This is a genomic window from Edaphobacter aggregans DSM 19364, assembly GCF_000745965.1.
Classification (GTDB): Bacteria; Acidobacteriota; Terriglobia; order Terriglobales; family Acidobacteriaceae; genus Edaphobacter; species Edaphobacter aggregans.
The window spans coordinates 31,090-54,934 of the sequence record NZ_JQKI01000035.1; the positions used below are offsets into that span (position 1 = coordinate 31,090).

At 55.7% G+C, this 23,845-nt stretch carries 26 protein-coding genes; 18 read left to right on the forward strand and 8 right to left on the reverse strand.

Annotated features, from left to right (window positions below; all coding sequences use genetic code 11):
• Positions 1 to 5: 5 nt before the first annotated feature.
• The 9 genes from Q363_RS38200 to Q363_RS46265 all read left to right on the forward strand — a co-directional run bounded on the left by Q363_RS38200 (position 6) and on the right by Q363_RS46265 (position 8,573).
• The gene (locus Q363_RS38200) at positions 6 to 2,732 is read left to right on the forward strand and encodes a cbb3-type cytochrome c oxidase subunit I (RefSeq protein ID WP_084080387.1); all 2,727 of its coding nucleotides are present in this window, start codon (positions 6 to 8) and stop codon (positions 2,730 to 2,732) included.
• The gene (locus Q363_RS15285; RefSeq protein WP_035351726.1) at positions 2,729 to 2,914 is read left to right on the forward strand and encodes a hypothetical protein; all 186 of its coding nucleotides are present in this window, start codon (positions 2,729 to 2,731) and stop codon (positions 2,912 to 2,914) included. The genes Q363_RS38200 and Q363_RS15285 overlap by 4 nt, the downstream gene beginning before the upstream one ends.
• A 1,068-nt stretch (positions 2,915 to 3,982) precedes the next feature.
• On the forward strand, positions 3,983 to 4,468 hold the full coding sequence (locus Q363_RS15290) for a nuclear transport factor 2 family protein (protein ID WP_035351729.1): 486 nt from the start codon (positions 3,983 to 3,985) through the stop codon (positions 4,466 to 4,468).
• Positions 4,469 to 4,757: 289 nt separating this feature from the next.
• The gene (locus tag Q363_RS42790; RefSeq protein ID WP_211256195.1) at positions 4,758 to 4,982 is read left to right on the forward strand and encodes a tautomerase family protein; all 225 of its coding nucleotides are present in this window, start codon (positions 4,758 to 4,760) and stop codon (positions 4,980 to 4,982) included.
• Between the two features lie 357 nt (positions 4,983 to 5,339).
• Positions 5,340 to 5,819 (forward strand): MFS transporter, encoded by a 480-nt coding sequence (locus Q363_RS44105; protein ID WP_245632241.1) that lies wholly within the window; start codon positions 5,340 to 5,342, stop codon positions 5,817 to 5,819.
• 99 nt (positions 5,820 to 5,918) lie between these two features.
• Positions 5,919 to 6,293 (forward strand): MFS transporter, encoded by a 375-nt coding sequence (locus Q363_RS44110; RefSeq protein WP_245632242.1) that lies wholly within the window; start codon positions 5,919 to 5,921, stop codon positions 6,291 to 6,293.
• A 315-nt stretch (positions 6,294 to 6,608) separates the two neighbouring features.
• Positions 6,609 to 7,133, forward strand: a complete 525-nt coding sequence (locus tag Q363_RS15305) for a cupin domain-containing protein (RefSeq protein WP_035351731.1) — start codon at positions 6,609 to 6,611, stop codon at positions 7,131 to 7,133.
• Positions 7,134 to 7,503: 370 nt separating this feature from the next.
• On the forward strand, positions 7,504 to 8,301 hold the full coding sequence (locus Q363_RS15310; protein ID WP_211256196.1) for an NAD(P)H-dependent flavin oxidoreductase: 798 nt from the start codon (positions 7,504 to 7,506) through the stop codon (positions 8,299 to 8,301).
• Positions 8,298 to 8,573, forward strand: coding sequence for a nitronate monooxygenase (locus Q363_RS46265; protein WP_211256197.1), 276 nt, complete (start codon positions 8,298 to 8,300; stop codon positions 8,571 to 8,573). Before Q363_RS15310 ends, Q363_RS46265 begins: the two co-directional genes overlap by 4 nt.
• Before the next feature lie 643 nt (positions 8,574 to 9,216).
• On the opposite strand, the gene Q363_RS15320 is transcribed toward Q363_RS46265, so the two are convergent.
• The 3 genes from Q363_RS15320 to Q363_RS15330 all read right to left on the reverse strand — a co-directional run bounded on the left by Q363_RS15320 (position 9,217) and on the right by Q363_RS15330 (position 11,563).
• The gene (locus tag Q363_RS15320) at positions 9,217 to 10,638 is read right to left on the reverse strand and encodes a cytochrome b6 (protein WP_035351736.1); all 1,422 of its coding nucleotides are present in this window, start codon (positions 10,636 to 10,638) and stop codon (positions 9,217 to 9,219) included.
• A 61-nt stretch (positions 10,639 to 10,699) separates the two neighbouring features.
• A complete protein-coding gene (locus Q363_RS15325; protein WP_035351738.1) occupies positions 10,700 to 10,960 on the reverse strand; it encodes an STAS domain-containing protein in 261 nt (86 codons plus the stop codon).
• A 234-nt stretch (positions 10,961 to 11,194) separates the two neighbouring features.
• Positions 11,195 to 11,563: a hypothetical protein gene (locus Q363_RS15330; protein ID WP_157466933.1), complete on the reverse strand. Its 369-nt coding sequence runs from the start codon at positions 11,561 to 11,563 to the stop codon at positions 11,195 to 11,197.
• A gap of 596 nt (positions 11,564 to 12,159) precedes the next feature.
• Here Q363_RS15330 and Q363_RS15340 point away from each other — a divergent pair.
• The 9 genes from Q363_RS15340 (at position 12,160) to Q363_RS15375 (ending at position 18,968) form a co-directional block, all read left to right on the forward strand.
• Positions 12,160 to 13,206, forward strand: coding sequence for an alcohol dehydrogenase catalytic domain-containing protein (locus tag Q363_RS15340; protein ID WP_035351746.1), 1,047 nt, complete (start codon positions 12,160 to 12,162; stop codon positions 13,204 to 13,206).
• 30 nt (positions 13,207 to 13,236) lie between these two features.
• Positions 13,237 to 13,959: a hypothetical protein gene (locus tag Q363_RS15345; RefSeq protein WP_035351748.1), complete on the forward strand. Its 723-nt coding sequence runs from the start codon at positions 13,237 to 13,239 to the stop codon at positions 13,957 to 13,959.
• Positions 13,960 to 14,269: 310 nt separating this feature from the next.
• On the forward strand, positions 14,270 to 14,806 hold the full coding sequence (locus Q363_RS36140; protein ID WP_051978807.1) for a hypothetical protein: 537 nt from the start codon (positions 14,270 to 14,272) through the stop codon (positions 14,804 to 14,806).
• A gap of 168 nt (positions 14,807 to 14,974) precedes the next feature.
• Positions 14,975 to 15,274, forward strand: a complete 300-nt coding sequence (locus Q363_RS46270; protein WP_425387683.1) for a helix-turn-helix domain-containing protein — start codon at positions 14,975 to 14,977, stop codon at positions 15,272 to 15,274.
• Positions 15,216 to 15,710 carry a DUF302 domain-containing protein gene (locus tag Q363_RS15355; RefSeq protein ID WP_035351751.1) on the forward strand — a complete coding sequence of 165 codons (495 nt, stop codon included), beginning with the start codon at positions 15,216 to 15,218 and terminating at the stop codon, positions 15,708 to 15,710. Before Q363_RS46270 ends, Q363_RS15355 begins: the two co-directional genes overlap by 59 nt.
• Before the next feature lie 131 nt (positions 15,711 to 15,841).
• Complete coding sequence (locus Q363_RS15360; protein WP_035351754.1) at positions 15,842 to 16,186, forward strand: hypothetical protein; 345 nt, start codon at positions 15,842 to 15,844, stop codon at positions 16,184 to 16,186.
• Positions 16,187 to 16,410: 224 nt separating this feature from the next.
• Positions 16,411 to 16,983, forward strand: coding sequence for a TolC family protein (locus Q363_RS15365; RefSeq protein WP_051978808.1), 573 nt, complete (start codon positions 16,411 to 16,413; stop codon positions 16,981 to 16,983).
• Between the two features lie 360 nt (positions 16,984 to 17,343).
• Positions 17,344 to 17,565 carry a hypothetical protein gene (locus Q363_RS15370; protein ID WP_035351756.1) on the forward strand — a complete coding sequence of 74 codons (222 nt, stop codon included), beginning with the start codon at positions 17,344 to 17,346 and terminating at the stop codon, positions 17,563 to 17,565.
• Between the two features lie 530 nt (positions 17,566 to 18,095).
• Positions 18,096 to 18,968, forward strand: coding sequence for an AraC family transcriptional regulator (locus tag Q363_RS15375; RefSeq protein WP_035351758.1), 873 nt, complete (start codon positions 18,096 to 18,098; stop codon positions 18,966 to 18,968).
• Positions 18,969 to 19,104: 136 nt separating this feature from the next.
• On the opposite strand, the gene Q363_RS15380 is transcribed toward Q363_RS15375, so the two are convergent.
• From Q363_RS15380 to Q363_RS15400, 5 genes are read right to left on the reverse strand one after another with little or no spacing between them, the layout of a single operon-like run.
• Complete coding sequence (locus Q363_RS15380) at positions 19,105 to 20,004, reverse strand: cytochrome c oxidase assembly protein (RefSeq protein ID WP_051978810.1); 900 nt, start codon at positions 20,002 to 20,004, stop codon at positions 19,105 to 19,107.
• A gap of 34 nt (positions 20,005 to 20,038) precedes the next feature.
• On the reverse strand, positions 20,039 to 21,553 hold the full coding sequence (locus Q363_RS15385; RefSeq protein WP_051978811.1) for a cytochrome b N-terminal domain-containing protein: 1,515 nt from the start codon (positions 21,551 to 21,553) through the stop codon (positions 20,039 to 20,041).
• A gap of 23 nt (positions 21,554 to 21,576) precedes the next feature.
• Positions 21,577 to 22,191, reverse strand: coding sequence for a QcrA and Rieske domain-containing protein (locus tag Q363_RS15390; protein ID WP_035351813.1), 615 nt, complete (start codon positions 22,189 to 22,191; stop codon positions 21,577 to 21,579).
• A gap of 30 nt (positions 22,192 to 22,221) precedes the next feature.
• Positions 22,222 to 23,001 carry a c-type cytochrome gene (locus Q363_RS15395; protein WP_051978812.1) on the reverse strand — a complete coding sequence of 260 codons (780 nt, stop codon included), beginning with the start codon at positions 22,999 to 23,001 and terminating at the stop codon, positions 22,222 to 22,224.
• Positions 22,998 to 23,825, reverse strand: a complete 828-nt coding sequence (locus Q363_RS15400) for a hypothetical protein (protein WP_035351760.1) — start codon at positions 23,823 to 23,825, stop codon at positions 22,998 to 23,000. Before Q363_RS15400 ends, Q363_RS15395 begins: the two co-directional genes overlap by 4 nt.
• Between the last annotated feature and the right edge of the window lie 20 nt (positions 23,826 to 23,845).

Below are 23,845 nucleotides of genomic sequence, written 5' to 3' on the forward strand. Positions count from 1 at the left end.
GAGCTTTGAACGGTAGACAGCATACTGCAGACAACAAGTACACCGCTGACGAGCCAATGATGAGGGCAGAGCTGCCGCGCGTCGACTACGACCTCATTCGATGGCACGGCCATGCCGCGTTGATTACGGTTCTTATCTCGGCGCTATTCGGAATTCTGGTGGCAACGAAGTTCAATTTCCCAACCTTCCTGGGCGGCCACGCATGGGAGACCTGGGGAAGGCTCCGTTACAACCACACCCAGGGTATCTTCTTCGGTTGGCTTGGGAATGTGTTCATTGCCTTCTGCTACTACGTTGTACCCCGATTGACAAACCGTCCGGTCACCAGCCGCAGACTTGGCTGGGGCATCTTTTGGGTGTGGAACTTTGCCGTTGTGCTGCCGGGATGGATTCTGGTATGCGCAGGCTTCAGTCAGCCGCTCGAGTGGGCTGAGTTTCCCATCATCGTTGATCTGTTCGTGATCCTCGCATTTGTGCTGATGCTGGTGCAGTTCGCAAGGCCAATTCTTCGTGTGCCTGCAGGAGATCTCTACGTTTCGGGCTGGTATATCGTCGGCGGCCTGGTATTTACCACCCTGGCCTACCCGATCGGAAATCTTGTTCCAGAGCTGGCATCGGGGGCAAAGGGTGCGGCCTTTAGCGGACTGTGGATTCATGATGCGGTGGGGCTGTTCGTTACTCCTTTGGCGCTTTCGATGGCGTATTACGTGATCCCCTCGGTGACGCGAAGACCGATCTACAGCCACTTTATCTCGATGATGGGATTCTGGCTGCTCTTCTTCATCTATCCGCTGAACGGAACTCATCACTACGTGTACTCCGCGATTCCAATGAGCGCCCAGCGTGGCGCGATCATCGCATCGATCTATCTCGGCCTAACCGTAACTCTGGTAGTGACCAATCTTCTCCTGTCGCTACGCGGCTCGTCAGATAAAGTCGGCGGAAACGTGCCTTTACGCTTTGTATGGTTTGGCGTGGTGGCGTATCTGCTCGTGAGCCTGCAGGGATCGATGCAGTCGATTATGCCGGTAAATCGGTTCATTCACTTTTCAGACTGGGTGATCGGCCACTCGCATCTCGCCATGATTGGATTTGCGAGCTTCATTGCCGCCGGCGCTTTGGCGCACGTCTGGAGCAGCCTCCCCGGCGCACGCTACAACGTGGAGGCGATAAGCTGGGCCTATTGGTTGCTCGCTATAGGACTTAGCCTGATGGTGATTGATCTTACTGCGGCTGGATTAGTGGAAGGTCAGTTGTGGGTCAGTCGCGCACCATGGATCGATTCGGTTCGGGCTATGTATCCATACTGGCTGACGCGAACTATATCGGGCATTCCAATTCTTGCTGGCTTTCTGTTGTTCTGGATTGGCCTCGTGACCGGGCCCAGGAATGCAGCGCGGCCAGCGCCCGCGAATATCAAGAGCACCCTCGATGGCAGCGCAGGGACTGGCCAGGACGATCTTCAGGACAAGCATATCTTTCACGGAACTCCATCGATCCTCGGCTATGCGTTTGTGATTGCATTTGTAGCTGGGTTTGGCTTTTTCATCCTTTCCTTTGTGGTCCTGGGCATTCTGCCCGCGCGACAACTCGAGGCGGAGATCAAGCGCACGGCGCCACATGCGATGCAGCCGTTGACAGCTGCTGAACAGCATGGTCGCGAGATATATGGACGAGAGGGATGTGCTTATTGTCATACAGAACAAGTGCGCGTGATCACCGCTGATGTAGTGCGCTTCGGTGGTCCCACTGCCCCATGGGAGACACAGTATGACTATCCGCACCTGTGGGGAACTCGACGCATTGGACCGGATCTTTCCAGGGAGCATGGGCTGCGCGCCGATGACTGGCACTTTGCTCACCTTTTTGATCCGCGCGCGACGGTGCCCGACTCGATCATGCCTGCTTACTCATGGATGTTCAACGGATCTGCCGCCAAGCCGAACCGGGATGCTTTGGACTTAGTCGCTTACCTACGATCGCTGGGGCGGGAGCGGGAACTTGCTGGAGATTCGGGCAATGAGCAAGTCGATCACGGTATGGCAATGGAGATGACTTCGGGTTACACCGCGCAAGGCATTCCGGATACCAGGCCGCTCATCGACGTAGGAGGCATTAATCCGGATGCGCCCATTTTCGCAATGGCTGGAATGTCAGATGCAGCAAACAAAGCACGTGGAAGAAGCGTCTTTCAGCATAATTGCTCCGGATGTCATGGTGTGAATGCAGACGACCACGGCATAGCGCGTCCGGGATTATTGCCAGCTCCCGCGAATCTGTTCCATCATCACTATTCCGACGCAGACCTGGCGACTATTCTCTGGGACGGAGTCTATGGTTCCGCGATGCCGACGTGGAGGCAGTTGGACAAGGCAGACCTGGTAGCCGTGGCTGCCTATGTGGAATCGTTGCAGGCGCCGATTACAACAGTGTCCATGTCGCCACAGGATTTGGATGCCGCGTCCAAACTGTTTGCGGCTAATTGCGTGAGCTGCCATGGAGAGCACGGTGACGGCGATGGACCGTCAGCCGGTGCACTCAAGCCATCTCCAGTCAACTTCCACGTTCGTCAGCCTACGGCAGACAGAGCATGGTCGGCGATTGAACGGGGAATTCCCGGGAGTTCCATGCCCGCATGGAAAAGCCGCCTGAGTGATGACGAACGACGCTTGCTGGTGAAGTACGTCCAAAGCATGTACGACAGCGGGCAGAAGGAGGCGCAAGACCAATGATCAATACAATTGTTGGAGCCATAACCGCTATCGCTTTCGGCATTCTCATATTTTGGATATTTCGGCCTGTCGCCCGAGAATGGTTCGAGTTTCCAAAGTACAAAATGCTCGAGGATGACAAGCGATTCTACGAGTTTGATGAGGACCGGGATCCGCGCGGAGGAGATAGCCCGAAAATCTGATGGAGCGATTACACCTTGCTGCATTAGAGGAGATGCATAAAAGATCGTGAAAAGCCATGCTTGGACGGATGCTCCGGATTACCGGAGCATCCGTCTCACATTGTTACGCGCCAGACGGATTTTGCGCAACGCTTTTCAACTCAAAGAATCTATCCCTTCACACTGCTCAATAGCGACCTGCGGAAAGAGTAAGCACGAGTAAGCCCCAAAAAGAGAAGCGAAAGCGGATGCCGATTACTTGCGCTCACTGAGCGAAATCAAGGTTATGGCGATCGTCAGGCTCGCACTCGGCTCTTCACATTTATCTATGCTGATGGGCGAAATTTAGGGAAGGTGTGCTTCGAGGATTGACTCGATACGTCGGTTTGCGGCGAGATTTGTGAGCAGCGTTTTAGGATGTTCCGAGAGGCGGGGAGCCGCTTCAAACTTAAAATTCTGCTAACCCATCTACTCAGATAGAAACACGATATTTCCGCGAAATCCGCGACTTCCGTGAAAACCCCGATAACAAATCAGCCTACATCGAGTGCCTTTTCAGGCACTTAGGAATGGCAATCGACTTGCATTAGTAATCGCACATTCTGGCCGTAACTTACGGTTCGGCGGAGAGCGATGCAAATGGCCTTCAGGATTGAACGGCTCGTCGCCGGGAGAATGTCATCGTGTCGCGTGCGTGTGACCGGTGCATATCGAATGTGAACTAGTGAACCACCGATCTCTTCCGCGGAAGGATAGTGGCAGGACCAAAGCCAGCATCGTTCTCCGTCAATACTTTGATCGGGATAAACGATATCGAATCATTTCTTGATTTATTTGCCGACGACCCGAAGGGTTGTCGATGACACGGAAAGGTCAAGTTATGCGGGAATTTCTCGACATCATTGTTAGTGCCCGTGCGATGCTTCCTAACGGCCTTTCAGATATTCCATCACGGCAGGTCCCCACTGGATGATCATGTGCTTTTTGATCCGAAAGCCACCGGACTGCCGACCACGCACAAACCGACCGGCGCGCGTGTGCACAACATGGGACGCCCATAAAAAAGGAACTTCAAAAGGGAGAAATACGATGTCCGTCGCCAAAGCAACAACTCAACGTCCTCCGTTGCCGTCATTTACACGCGAAACGGCTATTGAGAAGGTTCGACTGGCAGAAGATGCCTGGAACTCTCGTGATCCGGAAAGGGTAGCCCTGGCTTACACAGTTGACTCACGCTGGAGAAACCGCTCGGAATTTGTGAACGGAAGGCAAGAAATCGTCGCGTTTCTCAGACGCAAATGGGCGAAAGAGCTGGACTATCGACTGATCAAAGAGCTTTGGGCGTTCGAGGGAAACCGTATCGCCGTGCGCTTTGCCTATGAATGGCACGATGCCTCCGAGAATTGGTTTCGCTCGTATGGCAATGAGAATTGGGAGTTCGATGAAAACGGGTTGATGCGCTTGAGGCTTGCTTCAATCAACGATCTGACAATCAAGGAGACGGAGCGCAAGTACCACTGGGCACTCGGGCGCCGCCCGGATGATCATCCGGGACTAAGCGATCTTGGCTTCTAGGACCAATCCATTCACGTACAGGCGAGCACTTTATCTAAGGTGTGAAGGTTCCAGCGGCCCAGTTGCTTCTGCACATGGCCTGGCGGACGTGCAGCCGCCAGCTAAGTCAATTAGTACTGTAAAGAAGATCTATCGTGCCACTCGCTCGAAAGGATCTTGCGGAGGGTAAGACTGCCAACTACCACAGGACCATCGGAGAAGTGCTCTATGACGCACGGGTTTAGTCTTGAACGCCCGAAGGACGATCGCTTCGAGCTCATCGCGGAGCATCCAGCCCAAGATTTCAACTTTGATCCCAGCTTCTTGGGCATTCAGCGATCGAGAGCTGCATTTTTATCCAGGTACGCTCAATGCTGGGCTAGCCGTGGATCAGAAACGTGCCTTTTGCAAAGCAATCGCGGACGGATCGCACGAGCGTCACAGCCTGCGCAGGGAAGGCGTGTTCATTCGTCTGGTCGAAATCACCAAAGAGAACTGGTCGTTTGGAAACGGTAAGGCACAATACGAAAAATAGGTGGGAACGCCGCACTTGACGAGCAGATCAGACGTTGCGCATACGAATCTATCTCGAAACCAGAATATGGATGTGACTACTTGTCGCCAAATTGTCCTCGCCGCCCGACGAGAGGGGAAACCCCAATTGACCGACCCATTAATTCTGATAACCGGTGAAATAGGACTTTTATGCAAACCAGTTATTCCCCATCTCCTAGGCCTTTGACGCTCGCAGAAATCCGGACGCTTGCTCTCGCGTCCCTTGGTGGGGCCCTAGAGTTCTATGATTTCGTCATCTTCGTTTTCTTTACCGCTGTGATTGGCAAGCTGTTTTTCTCTTCCAGTCTTCCAGAGTGGATGCGGGAAATTCAGACCTTTGGCATCTTTTGCCGCAGGTTACCTGGCACGCCCTTTGTGCGGCGTTGTTATGGCACATTTCGGCGACATACACGGCCGCAAACGCATGTTCACGTTGAGCATTCTGCTGATGGCAATTCCTACCTTACTGATCGGGTGTTTGCCAACATATCATGCGGCAGGAGTGGTAGCACCCTTGCTCCTCATTGCGATGCGGCTATTGCAAGGAGTCGCAATCGGCGGCGAAGCGCCTGGAGGTTGGGTGTTTGTCGCCGAGCACGCACGACCGCAGCGGGTCGGACTTGCCATTGGACTGCTCACCGGTGGTTTGAGCTTAGGAATACTGCTGGGATCTTTGGTAGCAGTCGGCCTCAATGCCAAGTTCAGTCAGGCAGAGATAGCAAGTGGTTTTTTGGCGAATTCCATTTGTGCTTGGAGGTGTCTTTGGCTTTATTGCGATGTTCCTGCGGCGTTGGCTCAACGAGACGCCCGTTTTTGAAGGGATGCGACGGCGGGCGGCGCTATCTCGCGAACTGCCTCTACGTGCTTATTAAAAAGCCACGGGCGAGCTGTAGCTACCTCCGTAATCAGCACCTGGATGCTGACAGCAGCCATCGTAGTCGTAATTTTAATGACACCGTTGCTGTTGCAGAAACTCTTCGGGCTTTCGCCTCGTGAGACCCAGATGGCAAACCTCGTCGGCACAGCAGCGCTTTGCCTCTCGACAGTAGCGATAGGAGCCGCAACAGACCAGTTCGGCATTCGGCGCGTCTCCATCCCAATCCTGTTGTTGCTGATTGCCGCGACTTATGGACTCTATTTCGGCGCTGAACATGTACCCTCCGCACTACTCTCGCTTTACTCGCTCGGTATCGGCGCAGGCGGAGTGGTGCTGACTCTCATTCTTATGGTTCGCGCGTTTCCACCGCAGGTGCGCTTTACGGGTGTCTCATTCTCCTACAACATTGCTTAGGCGGTCTTCGGCGGTTTGACTCCGTTAGTCGTTTCGTGGCTCGCTCACGCCGACCGGTTCAGCCCGGCACACTACATCGCGGTTGTAACAATGTTAGGTCTTGTAGCGATGTTTATGGCACCGGCAGCTGCCCTTCGAAACGACAGGAAAGACAGCGTCGTGGCGAGGCTCTCATGAGACGGAGCTACGGCGACTCATTGGACCCAACGGCTGTCCGATGTGAGCAATCGCCGACCAGGTTCCTGAATAGCTTTATCAACCAGAGAAAAAAAGGCACGGGTCTTTGGGACATCATTACAGTTGGAAGGATATCGAATGCATACCTCACAAAAAGGACTTTTCAACCGAGTTATCAAAACAACGGACGAACCCATGTTTACGGTAGTAGGAATTTTGCTGCAGTTTGTATCGACACCTGATCAGAACGGCGGAGATCTGAGCGTGATGCGCGCCGGATTACCGCCACAAGCTGTCATCCCACTACACAGCCACAACGACGCGGAAATATTCTACGTGCTTGAAGGAGCGATGGACGTCTATCAAGACGACGAAATATCTTCAGGATGGCAGACATCTAGCGCCGGTGAAGTCGTAACGATCGCGAAAGGGGTCAAACACGCGCTTCGTAACCCAAACTCAACGCTGGTGAGGATGGTTTCGGTGAGTGAACGACAACTTTACTGCTTTTTCCGTGAGTTGGCGGAGCCTCTTGATCCTAACGCCCCGCCATCAGCCCCGACACCGGAGGCAATGCAGAAGCTTTTTGAAGTGGCTGCGCGTTATGAGTATTGGATCGGCTCACCATCAGAGAACGCAGCCATCGGGATAAATCTGGGCTGACATTGTGGGAGTCAACCCAGCCGAAGGATGTTCTTCGTTTGCCGCACCAGCCAATGAACTGCGCAGAGTAAAAATTGAACTGCGGGCCAACCCGATTCACCGCTAGCTTCCTGCACGTCATCCAAGGCAAGAAAGGAAGAGACACAGCCGAGCCGACTCCAGCAAAGAGGCCGATCCTCGGACAAGTCAAGATTTGGGAGCTGCGAATAAACTCCTAGCGTGGGTGCTAGTTCCACAAGAAAGCCTGCTAATGATTCCGCGTTGTGGGAAAGGCACCACAAGGGCAGGGCCCTTCGGGGCGAAGTGAACACAAATTCGATATGGCGGAGTCGCTCGTATTCGATAGGCGACACGGAGAAGGGCTGAGATCATGGGACCGGATACGCGCATTCAGGATCTGCTGGGCATTGAACTTCCGACTCTTCTGGCGCCTATGGCGGGAGCCGTTTCGTCCGAATTGGCGATTGCTGTGGCTGAGGCCGGAAGACGTGGCTCTCTTCCTTGCGCGATGCTGAGCACCGGTCAGGTACGAGCCGAGCTGGCAAGAATCCGGCAGCGCACCGCGCGTCCCATCAATCTCAACTTCTTCTGCCACCATTCGCCTGCGGTCGATCTGCAGTGGGAGATGGCCTGGAGAGAGCGCTTGTCAGGCTATTATCTTGAGCTTGGTCTGGATCTTAAGGCACCGGTTCAAAGTACTACCCGCACGCCGTTCGATGGCGCGATGTGGGATCTAGTGGTCGAACTTAGGCCGGAGGTGGTCAGCTTTCACTTTGGTCTTCCGGACAAGGAGCTTCTTGCGCACGTCAAGGATACGGGCGAGAAGATCCAATCTTCCGCAACAACCGTGGACGAGGCGCGATGGCTCGAGGACGCGGGCTGCGACACGATTGTTGCACAGGGCTATGAAGCGGCCGGCCATCGCGGAATGTTTCTCACGCAGGATATATCTACGCAGCTAGGCACCTTCGCGCTGGTGCCTCAAGTGGTCGATGCTGTGAAGGGGCCAGTTATCGCGGCCGGGGGCATCGCGGATGCGCGAGGAATTGTAGCGGCGTCCGGCCTCGGCGCGTCGCCGGTTCAAATGGGCACGACCTATTTGTTTTGCCCGGAATCCACGATTGGGTCGGGTACGTCCGCAAGCACTGAGGAGAGCAGCGCATCATGAAGACTGCTCTGACGAACGTATTCTCAGGTCGTCCGGCGCGCGCAATTGTCAATCGGATTATCCGCGAACTTGGACCGATGTGCGACTTGGCGCCACCCTTTCCCCTTGCTGGTGCCAGCCGTGGCGCCCCTAGGTCGAAATCAGAGGCGGCAGGAGCGGAAGACTTCGTGCAATTGTGGTCAGGTCAATCAGCTCGTCTGGGGAGGGAACTCCCGGCTGGAGAACTTACAAAGCAGCTCGCGATGGAGACTCGCGCAAAACAGAGGCAGTAGCCACCTCCTGCCGAAAATCTCTCTTAAGTGTTATCGTCTGCCTCATTCGGTGGCGGCCAGTGGTTGGATGTGCCCAAATTGGGTCCTTGAGCGCGAGAGCTGCAAACAGGCAGCCGGTCTCAGGATGATCCTGGTGCCGGGTGGACAAATAGTCCTTTGCCAGAGCTGCGAGTGGGTCTCCAGATGCCTCACCGATGACCCTTTCCCACTTCGCTGAAGTGCTCCTCATGGCCCGCTGCGAGGCTCTCGATGAGGTCCGCCGAGCTTCCGGCATGCTGGAAGCGCTCACGCATCGACATGGCGTACTCACTTCTGCCCTAATCGCTATCGGGTCTCCGAAGGACACCATCCTTGACTTTGTCGATCACACTGAGGCCGATGTCCTGATCATCGGCCGAAGCTCCCCAACTGGGTCGACTGGCCGCTTGACCGACCTGACGTATGCAATTGTGAGGATTCTCCCTTTTCCGTTCTGAGCGTATAGGACAGCGGAGGGAACCCGAGGCTCTCTTTGCGGACGGCCAGGCACTTGCTTCAATCGGGCTCGAGCTAATTGCATAATGCCTCAGTGAGATCAAAGTGAAGGGCATGGGCGGAGTGGCCGATGCCCCTTTTGAGCGTATGGGAACAGCAAATCGTCACGTTACAAAGCACGCATAAACGCCACCAGATCCTTCTTCTCCTGGTCAGTCAGCTTAGTGCCAAGCACGAGGTTAAAGTACTCCACCGTGTCATCCAGCGTCAGCAGTCGTCCGTCATGCATATACGGCGGCGTGTCCTTGATTCCGCGCAGCGGGAACGTCTTGATCGCGCCGTCGCGGGCCATCATCATGCCGTTCACTAAATGCTGCTTGTAAAAACGCTCTGCATGCAGGTCGTGCATGGTGTTGTCCGTGAAATATGGGCCTGAGTGGCACTCTGCGCATCGGCCTTTGCCGAAGAAGACCTCTTGCCCATGTAACTCGGCAGGGGTCGCCTTCGTGGGATCGAGCTTGCCATCCCATCCCAACTTCGGCGCAGGAGGAAAGTCGAGAATATCCTCGAACTCAGCCATGAAGTGTACCTGGCTTCCGCGATCCAGTAGATTCACGCCCTTCTTCGCCGCAATCACATGATCGCCATCGAAGTAGGCTGCCCTCTGCTCGAACTCCGTGAAATCCTCTACCGTCTTCAGCGCCCTCTGTGAACCGAAGAGCCGCTGAATATTCGCACCACGCAGTGCCGGCGTCTCGATGCGATGACGGAACTCCTGTGGCCGGATATCACCTACCAGGTGGAACGCACCGTTGGTTCCGCCATTCGTATGACAGTCCAAGCACGCGACTCCACGGCTTGGTTTCTCTGAGCGCCGATCGATCGTCTCATTGAACTGTTGCTGCGGAAACGGTGTCATCAACAGCCGCAGGCCATCAAGCTGCTTTGGGTTCAGAATGCCGCTGAACAACTCGTAGTAGTTGTCCATGGTCACCAACTGGCCCTTCGAGACATCGCCCAGGTCAGGCCGCGTCGTCAGGTACATTGCCGCAGGAAATTCCGCCAGAAACCGCTCCGGAATATCGAAGTCCAGGTCGAAGCGCGTCAGGTCGCGATCCTCTTGCTTCAGCACCTCCTGAATCTCCGACTTAGGAAACACCATACCGCCCTCAGGATGGTTCGCATGAGGCAACGGCAGGAACCCCTTCGGATACGTTCCCTTCTCGCGAATCTGCTCCGGCGTCTCCTTGGACAACTCGGCCCAAGTCACACCTTGCGGTAGCTTGACCCGCACCCCTTCCTGTACTGGCTTTGCGCGATCCATCACCACGCCGCTCGCTGGATGGTCGCTCAGATCATACCGCTCTTCCAATAGATCAATCTGTCGCTTCATGATCCCAGCTTTGGCAGCGACCATCCGACCATGGACCGTGACGAAACTCTCCTTATCATCCACTGGCGCGTAGCTGTTCTTGACGGGTTGCGTATCCTGGCCTGCGGCAGAAACTAGGTTGCCGCCCAGAAAATATGCACCAACGATACCGGCACTCACCAAGCCGGCGGCTTTCACTAACTGCTGCATAGTCCTCATGGTCCCTCACTTCCAGAAATAAGAAGAACAAGCCTGGGAACAGAATAGTTACGAATCGTTGTCATATCGTCTCGTTGTCGATCCATCCGCGAAGAAAAGGGGGGCTATTTCTGAGTTCGATACCCTTGAGCTCGCAACCTGCAAGAAATGTGGCTGCGTCGCGACCAGCAAGCGTCACCTCTGAAAGGTCGAGTACAATCTTGGCGTCTTCCGTTTCGATCAGTTCCTTGAGCGTGCTCAAACATTCGATATCCACTCGTCCACACACATGCAACACGATGGCATTCTCCTTGTTGAAGAGCCGTTTGATCTTGAAGGTCATTGGCATCGCTCCCTGCCGAGCCTAAGTTGCTGCCAGGACGCGCGTTTACCAATGCAAGCCAATTGCCGTTCCTAAATGCTTGAAAAGGCGCTGAATTAGGCTGATTCGTTGTCGGGGTTTTCGCGGAATTCGCGGAAATCGTGTTTCCAACTATGGGTAGGCGGCTCCAGTAGAGTTTGAAGTGGCCTTCCGGAAGTTGATCCTAAGAGCTAATGAAGGGCATCAATGTTTCCGTCAATGTTCCCAGGCGATCATTCCTTTGTTGTGTAACACGACCATCACTACCGCACAGCCACACAGTCCGCCGAGTCCGACACTAACGATCAATGCGCATATCCGAACGAACGCTGGAGCTTGGGGCATAGAGAAGTAAAGGAACAATATGGCTCCTAAGATGGTGCCAAGAACGGTACCACCAGCAGCCAGGAAGAGCAGCAGCATATCCGCCATTCTGTCAGCCTGGTCCGGATCCGGAGTATCTGTAATCAAGCTGGTAAATCTCACCAACGCGGGTTCGTCTGAATGGGTGGACTCGGTACCACGATCTTTTGCGCCATCGATCACAGTTGCCTCCTGCGTACTTTGCTGAACATTGGATTTCATCTATTTCGTCTCTGCCGCAATCTACTAATGCAAACCGAATGCCTCTTGATTCCAGGATCAAGAAACTGCAAATCCATAAGCGCCACTTCACCCTGCTAGAGATGTCTACGCTGGGTGGAAACACGAATTCCACGAAAACCCCGAAAGCATATCCGCCTTCCTCCTCCGCCTTTTCAGACACCTACGAATGGCAGTCAACATGCATTAGTAAATGTGCATCACGGCCACAAATTACGCTTCGGCGTGGAGGCAATGGTGCCAATGACCTTCAGGGTCGACCGGCTCGTCAGCGAGGAGAACGTCATCGTGTTGCACGTGTCTGGACGGGTAGATGTGGAATGTGTGAACACGATCAAGGAGCTGACGGAGGAGAAAACGACTATGCTCGCCCTCAACCTTTCAGAAGTGACGCTTGCTAGTCGCGACGCAACGACGTTTCTTGCAGCTTGCGAGCGAGGAAGTGCCCCGCTTTTCTTCGTGGGTGGATTGACAAAGAACAAGAATGCATTACCTCGTAGCAATTTGCCGAACCTGTGCCTACATCGGCTACTTGACTCTTCGCCACAACCCACGATCACTTCAAATGGGAGACACACATGAAAGATACATACAAAGCAGTGGAAGTCTCCGCACCCGGCGTGCTTCGAGCAGTGGAACGGCAAATCTCCGAGCCCGGAGCGGGTCAGGTCCGGATTCGAGTCGAAGCATGTGGAATCTGTCACACCGATGCCGCCACAGTCACTGGCACTTACCCGGGCCTAACCCTGCCGCGCGTTCCGGGGCATGAAGTTATTGGCCGCATTGAGGCGTTGGGTGCAGGCGTATCCCGGTGGAAGATCGGTCAACGGGTGGGTGTCGGCCTCATCGCTGGCGAAGACGGGACGTGCGAACCGTGCCGACGCGGGGACATGGTGAATTGTCAGAATCCTGTGGTCTCGGGAGTCACCGTAGATGGAGGATATGCGGAAGTAATGATTGCTGAAGCGCGCGGCCTCGCCTCCATTCCCGATGAGCTTGGGTCCGCAGAAGCCGCCCCTCTCCTCTGCGCTGGCATCACGACCTACAATGCTCTTCGTAATGCCGGCCTGCGCGGTGGGGATCTGGTCGCCGTGCAGGGCATTGGTGGTCTTGGGCATCTTGGCATCCAGTTTGCGCGGCAAATGGGGTTCCATACTGTTGCAATCGGACGTGGAAGCGAGAAAGAAAAGCTTGCGAAAGATCTCGGCGCGCACGTCTACATCGATACCGCCGTCGACGATTCCGCGGCGCTACTGCAGCGTATGGGAGGAGCCAGGGCGATACTTGCAACAGCTCCCAGTGGTGATGCTATGGGACTACTGGTATCCGGTCTTGCTGCCCGCGGCAAGCTCATCGTTGTGGGTGTGCCGCAGGACCCGATGCAACTGAATGCGTTTCCGCTCGTCTTTGGAGGACGCTCGGTCTATGGCTCGCTGACCGGAACGGCAATTGAAACTGAGGATGCCCTCGCCTTCAGCGTCCTAGAGAACATCCGTCCGATGATCGAAACAGTTCCTCTCGAAGAGGCAGCGGATGCTTACGCTCGTATGATGCAAGGCAAAGCGCGGTTCCGCATGGTGCTGGTTACAAAGAACGGAGCTGCGCAGAGTGCGCCAGTCCACTGATGAATCAACTGTATCTGAAGGAGACACCTGATGAACGAACTGCTTGCTCGAATTTTTGACGCGCACGGCGGCATGGATCGCTGGAATCGATACGAAAAAGTCGAGGCAACGATTGTGAGTGGCGGCGGTTTGTTTCCACTCAAGGGAGTCGTACAGGACCCAAGCCCGCGTCGCATGACCGTTTGGTTGCAGGAGGAACGCTCGTCAGTCTCTCCGTACGGAGCGCTTGATCAGCGCACGATGTTCACGCCAGACAGGATCGCCATTGAGAAACTCGATGGCACGCTTGTTGCCGAGCGCGGTGCGCCCAGAGACTTGTTCGCCGGCCATCAGATGAGCACGCCCTGGGACGCGCTACATCGTGCCTATTTCAATGGCTACGCCCTGTGGACCTATCTCACCACGCCCTTCCTTCTCGAGATGGATGGCGTACAAGTCAAGGAGACCGAAGCCTGGCGCGAAGGCACAGAGACGTGGCGCGTGTTGCGCGGATACTTTCCTGGTTCGATCGAGACGCACAGCCTCATTCAGGATTTTTTCTTCGGTGAGGATCTGATGCTGCGCCGCCATGACTATAACGTGAATATCGCAGGCGGCTTTAATGCGGCGCAGTTGACTTCGGATTATGTGGTGGCGGATGGCATCCGTCTGCCAACCAAGCGACGCGCCTACACGCGTGGGCCCGATCGCCGGCCGATCCTGGAAATGCTGATGGTTTCAATCGATATCAGCAACGTGCGGTTTGAGACGTGAGACCTGTTGCCAAGGAACGTCGGACTACCTACTGCTGCGATCTTGCCTCTGAGAGGCAAGCAAGCCGAAGTTTAGGAGATGCACATGAGTGAGCTTCTTGATTTGGTTTTGCGGGCGGACGAAGATCGCTGACCGGGAGCGATGAGCATCGATGAAAACACGAAGAGACTTTCTCGCGACTACGATAGCTGTTGCGGCTTTACTGACCAACAGTTCCGGCCAAACTGCGGCTCTGTCTGGACTCTCTACTATGGATGAAACCGGACGGAAAGATATGGTGTCCAATGGCCCAACTCCAGGAGACCAATACATGACATATAAAGGGGAAGATCCAAGAATTACGAGGGCGCGTCTCTCCGGCCCTGAGCAGGTGACCAAAGACGCGACGGTTGCCGAAATGGCTGCCGATGGCACTTTGACAGTTCTAGTAAAAGGAAACACCGAGTGGGTTTGCACACCGGGGAACGAAAACAAAATCGGCGACCCACCGATGTGCATGAACCCCATGGGTATGCGATGGATGATGGATGCCATGCAGGGAAAGCCGAAGCCGACGAACACCGCGCCCGGAATGATTTACATGCTGTGCGGTGCCACACAGAGAAGCAACACCAATCCTGCGGATAAAACCAGTCCCGCCATTCCCATAGGACCACACTGGATGATCACGTGGCCTTTCGATGCCGCGGCAAATGGGCTTCCGACCACAGTTCGCGACACAGGCGCTTGGGTGATGTTCGCGGGAACCCCCTATGCGTATCTGCACGTCTGCGGCAGCCCGTGGGCAGGCAATGAATACCACGAGGGCGATAAGGCAGTATGGACCATGTCTTACGCTCGTCACTGATTGCTGCATGAGACGTCCACGAACAAAGCGCGGGATACTCTCGGTCGGTCCCCCGCAGTTTCGCTGCACGTCAGTCAGAAGGAGATATGAACGGCTTCAGGCACTGATATCAACGACCCCGAAAACAAAGCCATGAAATTCAGGCGATTCACTGGCGACCCTGATTTCATGCTCTCCTTCGCCAAAGGCTTGGCTGTTCTTGAGGCTTTCGGCTCGGAAATCAAATGCCCGACGATCGCAAAAATCGGCGCCGTAACAGGTCTCAGCCGCGCGGCTGTCAGAAAATGTCTGTACACACTGTGCCAACTTGGATATGCGAGCACGGTTAATGGACAAGGTTATGCGGTCAACACTAGGCTTTCGACAGTCAACCAGGCCAATAGCCTACGAAGAAGAATGGAGCAGAGGCATGAAATCTACAGAGATTCGGGTGGAGCGATTCAACGTAGTATCGACAAAATCCTTTGAGGAGACTCTCGCCGGGCTCAACGCAGGGATCGGCCGCCCCGAAATGAGTTCGCTTGCGCCAAGGTTGGCTGCGGCCGAGTCTTTTTCGGAGTTTGAACAGCTCGTCAATGGAGCGGTAGGCACTGCTGACTTAATGGAATTCCTCCGCCTGGATTTGGGTATGGCCTTGCGGAAGGACCCCGCAGCAACAGCCTACAAGATGATACGCATCATCGCAGGCAATCCTCTGATCATGAAGCGAATGGCGGAGCATGTTCCCGACGTTGGCTCTTACGCTCCGGTCACCATTCTCATCTACGAGAGTCAGGACGGGATACATCTCGCTTACGACACAATGGCAAGCTTTCTGTCTCCTTATGGAAACGCGAAAGCATTGGAGATAGCTAAGGATCTAGATTCTAAAGTCCGAAAACTGATTTCCCGGGCTGTCTCCTAAGATCAAGGCATCCGACATTTGGAAGGGGGATCATGCCCAGTGCTATAGGAGCACGGTCCAGGGCAGACGTGCCTGACGGCGGGCACCTGAAAACTCCGAAGACGAACCCAAGGTGACATAAGGAGACAGTTGTGAACAATTCTCATTCGGACGCGCTTGTTTTCTTCGGAGTAACCGGCGACCTGGCGTATAAAAAGATCTTTCCCGCATTGCAGGCAATGCTCAAGCGTGGTCACCTCAATGTGCCCGTTATCGGGGTTGCGAAAGCCGGCTGGACATTGGACCAACTCCGAGCGCGCGTCTTCGATAGCCTCGAAAAACATGGCGGAGCCGATTCCGCTGCCTTCGAGAAGCTCTCTTCCTTTATCTCCGGTTCCGGATTAGCCCGGATGTGTCAATTGCCATGGGCACATCGGCTGCGACCAGGCACGCCGGGTGACATCACAGGCTCGTTGACATGCTGCTCCGCCTATTGAAGGCAATATGTCGGTCCGGGAGGGACACCGAGAGCAGCAGGCTTGCCCGTTCGTCGAACGGAGATTCTCTTGTTCGTCGGGCGTTCCAACCTGGGCGACAATGCGCATTGCCTCGATCGTCTTGTCGTCAAGGTTCAATTCGAGATGGTTCCCTGGATTCAAGATGAGCGGCGTGGCGGTCTTTGCGAGTTCCTACGCGCTCGCCCTGCAGGCTGGAACCCAGATTGATCTGGGAGGGCGTCAGCGCATCTCTGCCAATCGTCCTCTTCGCCCGAGCAACGCGCGTAGTCTCCTGGGATCCCGACTTGTGGGGCCGTATTCGGCGGAATATCGAAAGTGCAGCGACGGCCGCACAAGCCTCCTCTGCTGACCTCGCCGATGTTCGCATGAGCCTGCAGGGCCAGTTGGCTGCTATCTTCTTTCAGCTTCGGGGAGTGGACCTTCAGACGCAGCTTCTTGACGACACTCTCAACGCTTACCAGGACTCACTCAATCTCACGCTCGATCTCGGTCGTCGTGGTCTTGCCTCCGACACGGACGTGGAGGAGGCAAAGGCCCAATTGGAGACCGCACGCGCGGAGAAGACGGCCCTTAGAGTGCAACGAGCGCAGTACGAGCATGCGATTGCTGTTTTCGTGGGTCAGCCAGCCTCAACCTTCCATATTGCCTTTCGTCCGCTGAATGCTCTTCCTCCCCGCATTCCTGGTAGGCGTGCCTTCGCACTTGCTCGAACGCAGTACCCGATATTGCCGCGGCCGAACGGCGGGTTGCCTCTTCCAACCCTCGGATCGGTGTAGCCAAAGCGGCCTATTATCCAAACCTCGATCTGGGCGCAGGCGGCGGTCTGGAGAGTGATGCGCTGGGCGAACTTGCGACAGTCGCCACTTCTATGACGAGGTGGACGCTGGCCAAGTACCTCCGCCCGGATGTGCCCACGGCCGCAGGCCGGCGAACACTGCTGCTCCATAAGACGCGAAAGGTGGGGCTGAATAGGCGAAAATCCCGCCTCTGGCGTGATTGCGGCAGGCGGCCCCGATGAGGCCGTTGGGACATACTCCATGAGAAGGCTGCCGCGCCCTCGTCGCCCACCATGCTGACCAGGAGTAAACTTGTTCTCCCGCCGACTGCCGTGCGGGGAAGGAAAGTGAGGTCGAGAAATGATAGAGCGGAAGCTTACCCTCGTCGAGATCATGCTCATCGCTGGAACCCGCGTTGCATTGGGCACCGGTATTGGGCTTTTGCTTGCCGCCCGGCTCAACAATGATCAACGCAAAGCTGCCGGATGGGCTCTGGTCCTGGTCGGAGGCCTTACTACGATTCCGCTGGCCCTGGGCGTGATCGCCAAGAAGAGTGGGGAAGAGATCAGTCGAGCTGCTTAGGCCCGAGCTGCCCTATAAGCGGAATCAGAGCGCGGTGAGCAATCTGCAAGCGCGTTGCCTCCGCCGCAGCCGATCAGTGGCTCCTCGGAGAGGTACCAAGATAACGAGCTACTCTTCTCCCAATCCGATTATGGAAAAGTAGCCGACCATACGGAAATAACCCGGAGCGGCCTTGCCAGCCCCTGGAAGCCGGCCCAAATATCGGTGTTGCCGACACCGTCCACTACTCTCTCAATGAGCGATAAGCGCTGTTCTCGCTCTACGAGTCCTCGAGATGGAGGGCTGGCACTGAACAAGCCGCAGTCACGGCGGCGCGAAATTCGGTCGCACTCTGGACAGCACGTTACAAGCGTGGCCTGTCTTCGTACCTCGAGGTTTTAACCAACCAGACAGTTGCTCTGACCGACGAACGCGCCCTGGCAGCGATCTCCACTAGTCGAGTCGTTTCAAGCGTTCAGCTGGTCATGGCGCTTGGTGGTGGGTGGGATACGGCGCAACTTCCGAAGGATTAGAATCGAAGGAGGGCCGGTATGGATTGTAGAAAAGAGCAATTGCTTCAGGGAGAACGGACGAAGTTCTGGCGCGCTGATGATATCGGTGACGTCGAACTCCTGCATGCGCGGTATCTTAAGCACTCCTTTGGACGGCATACTCATGAGGGATTGGCGGTCGGCGTAATCCGACATGGAGTGGAAAGTTTTACCTGTATGGGCAGCGGACACTATGCAGTAGCGGACCAGATCATCGTCTTTAACCCGGAAGAAGTGCACACGGGGGAGGCGGCTGATGAGAAAGGCTGGGAGTTCCGTATATTTTACTTCGATTCGGAACTGCTACGGACCGCGGCCTCCCTGGCAAGTGGAAAGCAGGTTAACTTACCTGCTTTCAGAAATCCGATCATTGACGACCCCGAGTTGGCTTTACAGATATGCAGTTTGCACGCTGTGCTCGAGATCGAAGAGTCGAGGCTGACGCGACAGGAACTATTCCTGTTGACATTCGCGGAGCTTGCGAAGCGGCATGCAGATGTGAAACTCGTGGAACCTAACCGGGGCTTGGAAAGACAAGCAGTGCGACGGGTACGCGAGTACCTGGATGCAAATACGCGACGGAACGTGGCTCTGGAAGATCTATCGGCGTTGAGCGGGCTTAGCCCGTACCACTTGATACGCGTATTTCGGCAGGAGTTAGGGCTGTCGCCCCATGCTTATTTCGAACAGGTACGGATCCACCGGGCACGGCGGCTGCTGAAGGAAGGCCTGGCTATTGTGGATGTGGCGGTGGATCTGGGTTTTACCGATCAAAGCCACTTGAACCGCCACTTCAAGAAGCTGACCGGTGTGACGCCGGGAGCCTACCGCAGCGCAACAGTGTACAAGACGGACATCCCGCAAACGCCATAGCCTTCGAGAGACAAGAACCGGGGCACTATTGTGTGTGGCCCCGTAGAGGTCAATACCAATTCGAGAATTAACTTCCTCTCATCAGGTCTCCATCAGGTACTCGCAATGATGATGCGCGATCCCACGAACCAACTGGTCAAAGAAGAACCTGTTTAGCTCTCGTGTGCAAACCAGTTTCTTCCTTGGCGTTAAGAGAGCGGGGTGCGAGCATACGCATCGTCAAAATAAATGCAGGAACAAGGAAGACGATGGAATTCAGAACCCACATTTCCGATCCAGCGGCGACCTGGTCCTGCAATGGTGTAAGCCGACATATACGTGGTGCTGCGGCGTACGAGGAATATAGGACACGACCGCAGAATGCCAGAAACGCCGATAACATGGTGTTCACCACATCTCCGCTCAGCAGGTAAGGAATCACTGCCCACCGCGGCCAGCGTGGACGGCTTGGCCAGGGATTCAGCACCCTCCACCAATACATGACGGATGTTCCGAAAAAGCAGAGGTGCTCGAAATCGTGCCAGTTTTCCGACTGGAAAGTCAGTTCGAATGCGGCAGGCGTGTGCCAACCGAGATAGGCGAGGTTCATAGCAAGCCAAGCCACGACCGGATGTGCGGTGAAGCGGAGCAATCCATGGAACCACCTAGCCGCGAATAGCGGGCGCAGCACACGACGAATGAGAACGCGCGGCAGTCCGCGAAGCATTGGTACCGTGGGGGCACTCAATACGATCAACGGCGGCGCGATCGACATGAGGATGAAATGCTGCACCATATGTGCGGTGAGCAGGTAATCGTCCAACGCGTCGATGGGAGACGCGATTGCGATCCACAGCGAAAAAATCCCGCCGACGAAACAAAAGGCTCGCCAACTCGGCAGTTGCTGGGGCCGCGTTCGAGACGCGAGCACCCATCCCCGAAAATAGATGAATGTCACGATCAGAAGGCAGGCAAACGGCAGGACCGGGAACGACCACTGCCGAAGAATGCCTCCGGGAAATTCGCTCACAGCTGCACGATCCTGCAGCGACTGCACGCCGCGTTTCCATGTAGTGGAATGCAGGTTCCTATCATCGTGGGGCCTTCGTCTGGCCGACACCACGCTCCATCGTCGTGCTCTCCGGCAATGTGCCATGAGCTGCCACATATCGCGAGGCATCGCCCGCTGCTGGTTGGTAGTTGGGGTGCAATGTGTCCAGAAAGTGAACGAGGGCGGTTGTCTCTGATGGTGAGAGCGCGCCACCATATGCCGGCATGTTGCCCCCGCCCAGGAGCACCTGACGGATCATCTGATCCTCTGTCAGGCGAGTGGCCACGTCATCGAGTGCCGGACCGCGCTGACCTCCCAGGCCTCCGACGGAATGGCAGTTGCGGCACTGCTTCTCCTGAAAGACGTTCGCACCCTGACGCTCCAGGGGTGTTCGATGCTGCAGGTATTTGACCGGTACTGCATCGCCGCTCCACGCATTCATCTTTGGGCTCCAAGGCGTATATGTTCCCAACTGGGTGAACACAGCCCAGCAGATAGCGAGGAACATCACCGAAAAGACCGCGACCGGCCGGCGCCACCAGCTCTTTTCACCGACGCCGGCAACGAATGGCAACGCGATCAACACGGCAACCCCGATCATCGGCGCGATCAGGATGAATGGTGTCTCCATCTCCGGCGGAAGGAACGAGAGCACCGTATATATCCAAAGGAAGAAGAAATCTGGCTTAGGGACCGTCTGGATAATGGTGGGATCTGGCACGCCCTTCGGCCCAAACGGACCGAAGACCGCCGCACAGAACGCAACCGCAAAAAGAATCGCGGCGGAAAACACTAGGTCTTTCCAGACGGCGCCAGGCACAAACGGGATTCCGTCACTGTGCGCGAGTTCGTTGTACTCCTTGATGTATGTTTCGCGGCGTACGATGCGGCCAGGCATCGGCCACTCGTTGACACCCAGCTTCAACACCATCCATACATGGAGACCTGTGAACGCGAGCAACATACCTGGAATCACGAAGACATGCAGGGCAAAGAACCGCGTAAGCGTCGCACCGTTGATCATCGGGCCGCCCAGCATCAAATGTACGAGCTGTCCGCCGACGAACGGTATGCGCCCCATGATGGATGCACCAATGCCGAGACCCCAATACGCATCCTGATCGAAACGAAGGACCTGGCCAGTAAATGCCATGCCGAGTGTCATCAGCAGCATGAACACGCCAAGGATCCAAGTGAGTTCACGGGGGAATTTGTATGCGCCGAAGAGAAACACCTGCGCCATGTGGATGAGCACGACGGCAACCATGAAGTTCGATCCCCAACCATGCATCGCGTGCAGGAACCATCCAAGCGGGAGTTGGTGATTCAATATTTCCAAAGACTGCCATGAGTGCCCCGCCGACGGTACGTACACGAGCGCCAGCAAAATGCCGGTGACTACCTGGAGGATGAGGAGGGTCAGGCTAGCGCTGCCGAAGACATACCACCAACTGGCTGTGCTCTTCGGCACATAGTGCAGCGCCGCTTCTTTAACGGGGCCTTCGATTTGAATTCGCCGTTCTAACCAGTCGTAGGTCCGCTTATACCAAGGCATAGTGCCCTCCTGCTCCGATCCTGCTAAGTAATCTGTACGAGGGCGGTGCCATTCCGTGGTTCACCCGGTTTCGGACAGGGTGTAACGCCAGCACGATTCTGAAGTGTAGGCATCTGCCCCGCATTGATCATCAATTTGCCGTTTTCTATCCTTTGCTCATAGGTAAACAATCCCCGCTCAGGCGGACCAGAGGCGCGGCTTCCGTCCGCGTAATATACTCCGCCGTGGCAGGGACACATGAAGAGTTGCGACTCGGAGAACCAGCGCACCGGACAGCCAAGGTGCGCGCAATTGATTGCGAAGACCGTATAGTCTCCTGGCGCGGTGGAACGCACATAAGCTGGGACCATCGCTGTATCGCCGTCCCATGGGTTTGTAAACGGATTTTTGAAGGTAATGAGCTTCGTCTCCCCCGGTGGAAAATCGTCCGGGCTACCTATCGGCACCCACGCGAGGTACTCCTTGCGGCGAGTTACAGGACCCAGCAAGTACGCCGCAACTGGTGTCGCGATTGCAAGTGCTACGATCGCGTTCAGCGCAATGCCCACATTCATAAGGAACGTCCGACGCGTAACCCGCTTTTTCTCGAGCCGCTCCTCCTGTTCGTCGGGGGATGGCGATGGTAGCTTCTCGTCCATTTGATACTCCTCCATAAAATGCCGCGATGGTTAGGGCTGCGTCCTCTTTACTGCTTTTGGCTGTGCCTCATCAGGCTTTTCGCTGGTGGGTCGAGTACCGTGGCTGTCGAGGTAAGGCTGTCCCGGGTTGGCCGGCGTTTGGGCGACCAGCCAGGCAGAGACATCGGTCACTTCGGCGTCCGTCAGCGGCCGTCCCGGGATTAGATTGCGCCAGTCCGGCTGGCCCACATCTGGCCGTCCTGCGATGATCGTGGTGCGGATCGTGTGTTGATTGATTAGGCTGAGGAATGCTCCATCCACGATGGAACCTGCCGGTCCGGGGTGCTGTGCCGTTGCACCATGGCAACGGGCGCAGGCTTCTGAATACACCGCTTGACCATCACCGATGTTGCCAGGGCGAGTTGCCTTATAGGGCGGAGCGTTCTGAGCAGCTAGTACATTGCCCTTGAACCAATGCGCGCGCATCCCTCGAATGATTGCATCGATCTGGATATCTGTCAGATCGCCGCCGCTATGCACACTGAAGCTTGGCATCAGCGTGCCCTTCTCGCCATTTGTAATCACGTTCCTCAGAGACGCGTCGTCGATCAACGCCTCGTACTCGGGATTGGCGAGGTTGGTTGCGGGTCCGTTCTCTCCGTTTTCGCCATGACATCCCGCACAGTTTTCCCCATAGAGCTGTTTGAAATTTGTGATCTCTTCTGGCCGTGGCACCTCCGGCCCCGGACCAGGCCTTCCAGGCAGATGGCAGCCGGTTAGCAAAGCGATAAGAACCCCTGCAATGGCAATGGTATTCCGGCCTGCGCTCATAGCTTCGGCTCTTTCCCGTGCTCGCCGGGATGAAGACCTGGCGCCTCCACGCCAAGTCGCACCGGGAGCGGCGATTGAGCGAGCCGTTTGATTCGGCCAAGCTTCGTTACGGTGTAACCTGCCACCAAACCAAACAGGACTTGCGAAGCGGCGAACGACCACCAGTCGATGTGCTGTTGAAGGTAAGGATTCACGATGCCAAGGACGCTATGCAGGAACCCGGTCCACAGCACCGGCGCGACGATACCGCCCAGCAGAATTGGTCGTTTCGGCCATATCGGAAGCAATGCCCCGTATAGCAAACCAACCAACAGCGTCGTGAGGCCCTGGATGATATTTGCGGTGATGAAAGCACCCAGCCGGAAGTGTGCAATTTGTGCCGGTGTCGGGTTAACCCATTCTCCTACGCCAGCACCTCCAAGCAGGTTCACTACGTACCAGATGCTGTGATAACGAAGGATGCTATAGATCTCGGCTGGAATCAACATCACAAGACCACCAAGGATGCCTCCCTTGATGCCGCTCGAAACCGGGTAGGTCTGGAGCGGGAGTTGTGCACGGTGTGTCACGTCCGCCTCAATGCGGGCCACAGGTGCCTGCGAGGGCAGAATCTCCACGACTTCAAGCTCGACTGGCACATCTTCATGCTTCTCATGTGGGAGCACATTACAAAACCACCCGATGCCGGAAGCTACGCTGAGAACGAGTCCGAGAATTCCAATACCGACATTGGTGAGTAGCCCGGTGAAAATCAGCGTGATCCCGAGTGATAACAGGAACGGCCACGCTGTCGATTTCGGCAGCTGAACGGTCGCGCGCTCCATCCCTTCTCTGTCCGGTACCG

Excerpts from the sequence above, each read along its gene's own strand:
- Q363_RS15285 (WP_035351726.1), top strand. The coding sequence starts at position 2,729 with ATGATCAATACAATTGTTGGAGCCATAACCGCTATCGCTTTCGGCATT.
- Q363_RS15290 (WP_035351729.1), top strand. The coding sequence starts at position 3,983 with ATGTCCGTCGCCAAAGCAACAACTCAACGTCCTCCGTTGCCGTCATTT.
- Q363_RS44110 (WP_245632242.1), top strand. The coding sequence starts at position 5,919 with ATGCTGACAGCAGCCATCGTAGTCGTAATTTTAATGACACCGTTGCTG.
- Q363_RS15305 (WP_035351731.1), top strand. The coding sequence starts at position 6,609 with ATGCATACCTCACAAAAAGGACTTTTCAACCGAGTTATCAAAACAACG.
- Q363_RS15310 (WP_211256196.1), top strand. The coding sequence starts at position 7,504 with ATGGGACCGGATACGCGCATTCAGGATCTGCTGGGCATTGAACTTCCG.
- Q363_RS46265 (WP_211256197.1), top strand. The coding sequence starts at position 8,298 with ATGAAGACTGCTCTGACGAACGTATTCTCAGGTCGTCCGGCGCGCGCA.
- Q363_RS15320 (WP_035351736.1), bottom strand. The coding sequence starts at position 10,638 with ATGAGGACTATGCAGCAGTTAGTGAAAGCCGCCGGCTTGGTGAGTGCC.
- Q363_RS15325 (WP_035351738.1), bottom strand. The coding sequence starts at position 10,960 with ATGACCTTCAAGATCAAACGGCTCTTCAACAAGGAGAATGCCATCGTG.
- Q363_RS15330 (WP_157466933.1), bottom strand. The coding sequence starts at position 11,563 with ATGAAATCCAATGTTCAGCAAAGTACGCAGGAGGCAACTGTGATCGAT.
- Q363_RS15340 (WP_035351746.1), top strand. The coding sequence starts at position 12,160 with ATGAAAGATACATACAAAGCAGTGGAAGTCTCCGCACCCGGCGTGCTT.
- Q363_RS15345 (WP_035351748.1), top strand. The coding sequence starts at position 13,237 with ATGAACGAACTGCTTGCTCGAATTTTTGACGCGCACGGCGGCATGGAT.
- Q363_RS36140 (WP_051978807.1), top strand. The coding sequence starts at position 14,270 with ATGACATATAAAGGGGAAGATCCAAGAATTACGAGGGCGCGTCTCTCC.
- Q363_RS46270 (WP_425387683.1), top strand. The coding sequence starts at position 14,975 with ATGCTCTCCTTCGCCAAAGGCTTGGCTGTTCTTGAGGCTTTCGGCTCG.
- Q363_RS15355 (WP_035351751.1), top strand. The coding sequence starts at position 15,216 with ATGAAATCTACAGAGATTCGGGTGGAGCGATTCAACGTAGTATCGACA.
- Q363_RS15370 (WP_035351756.1), top strand. The coding sequence starts at position 17,344 with ATGATAGAGCGGAAGCTTACCCTCGTCGAGATCATGCTCATCGCTGGA.
- Q363_RS15375 (WP_035351758.1), top strand. The coding sequence starts at position 18,096 with ATGGATTGTAGAAAAGAGCAATTGCTTCAGGGAGAACGGACGAAGTTC.
- Q363_RS15385 (WP_051978811.1), bottom strand. The coding sequence starts at position 21,553 with ATGCCTTGGTATAAGCGGACCTACGACTGGTTAGAACGGCGAATTCAA.
- Q363_RS15390 (WP_035351813.1), bottom strand. The coding sequence starts at position 22,191 with ATGGACGAGAAGCTACCATCGCCATCCCCCGACGAACAGGAGGAGCGG.
- Q363_RS15395 (WP_051978812.1), bottom strand. The coding sequence starts at position 23,001 with ATGAGCGCAGGCCGGAATACCATTGCCATTGCAGGGGTTCTTATCGCT.
- Q363_RS15400 (WP_035351760.1), bottom strand. The coding sequence starts at position 23,825 with ATGGAGCGCGCGACCGTTCAGCTGCCGAAATCGACAGCGTGGCCGTTC.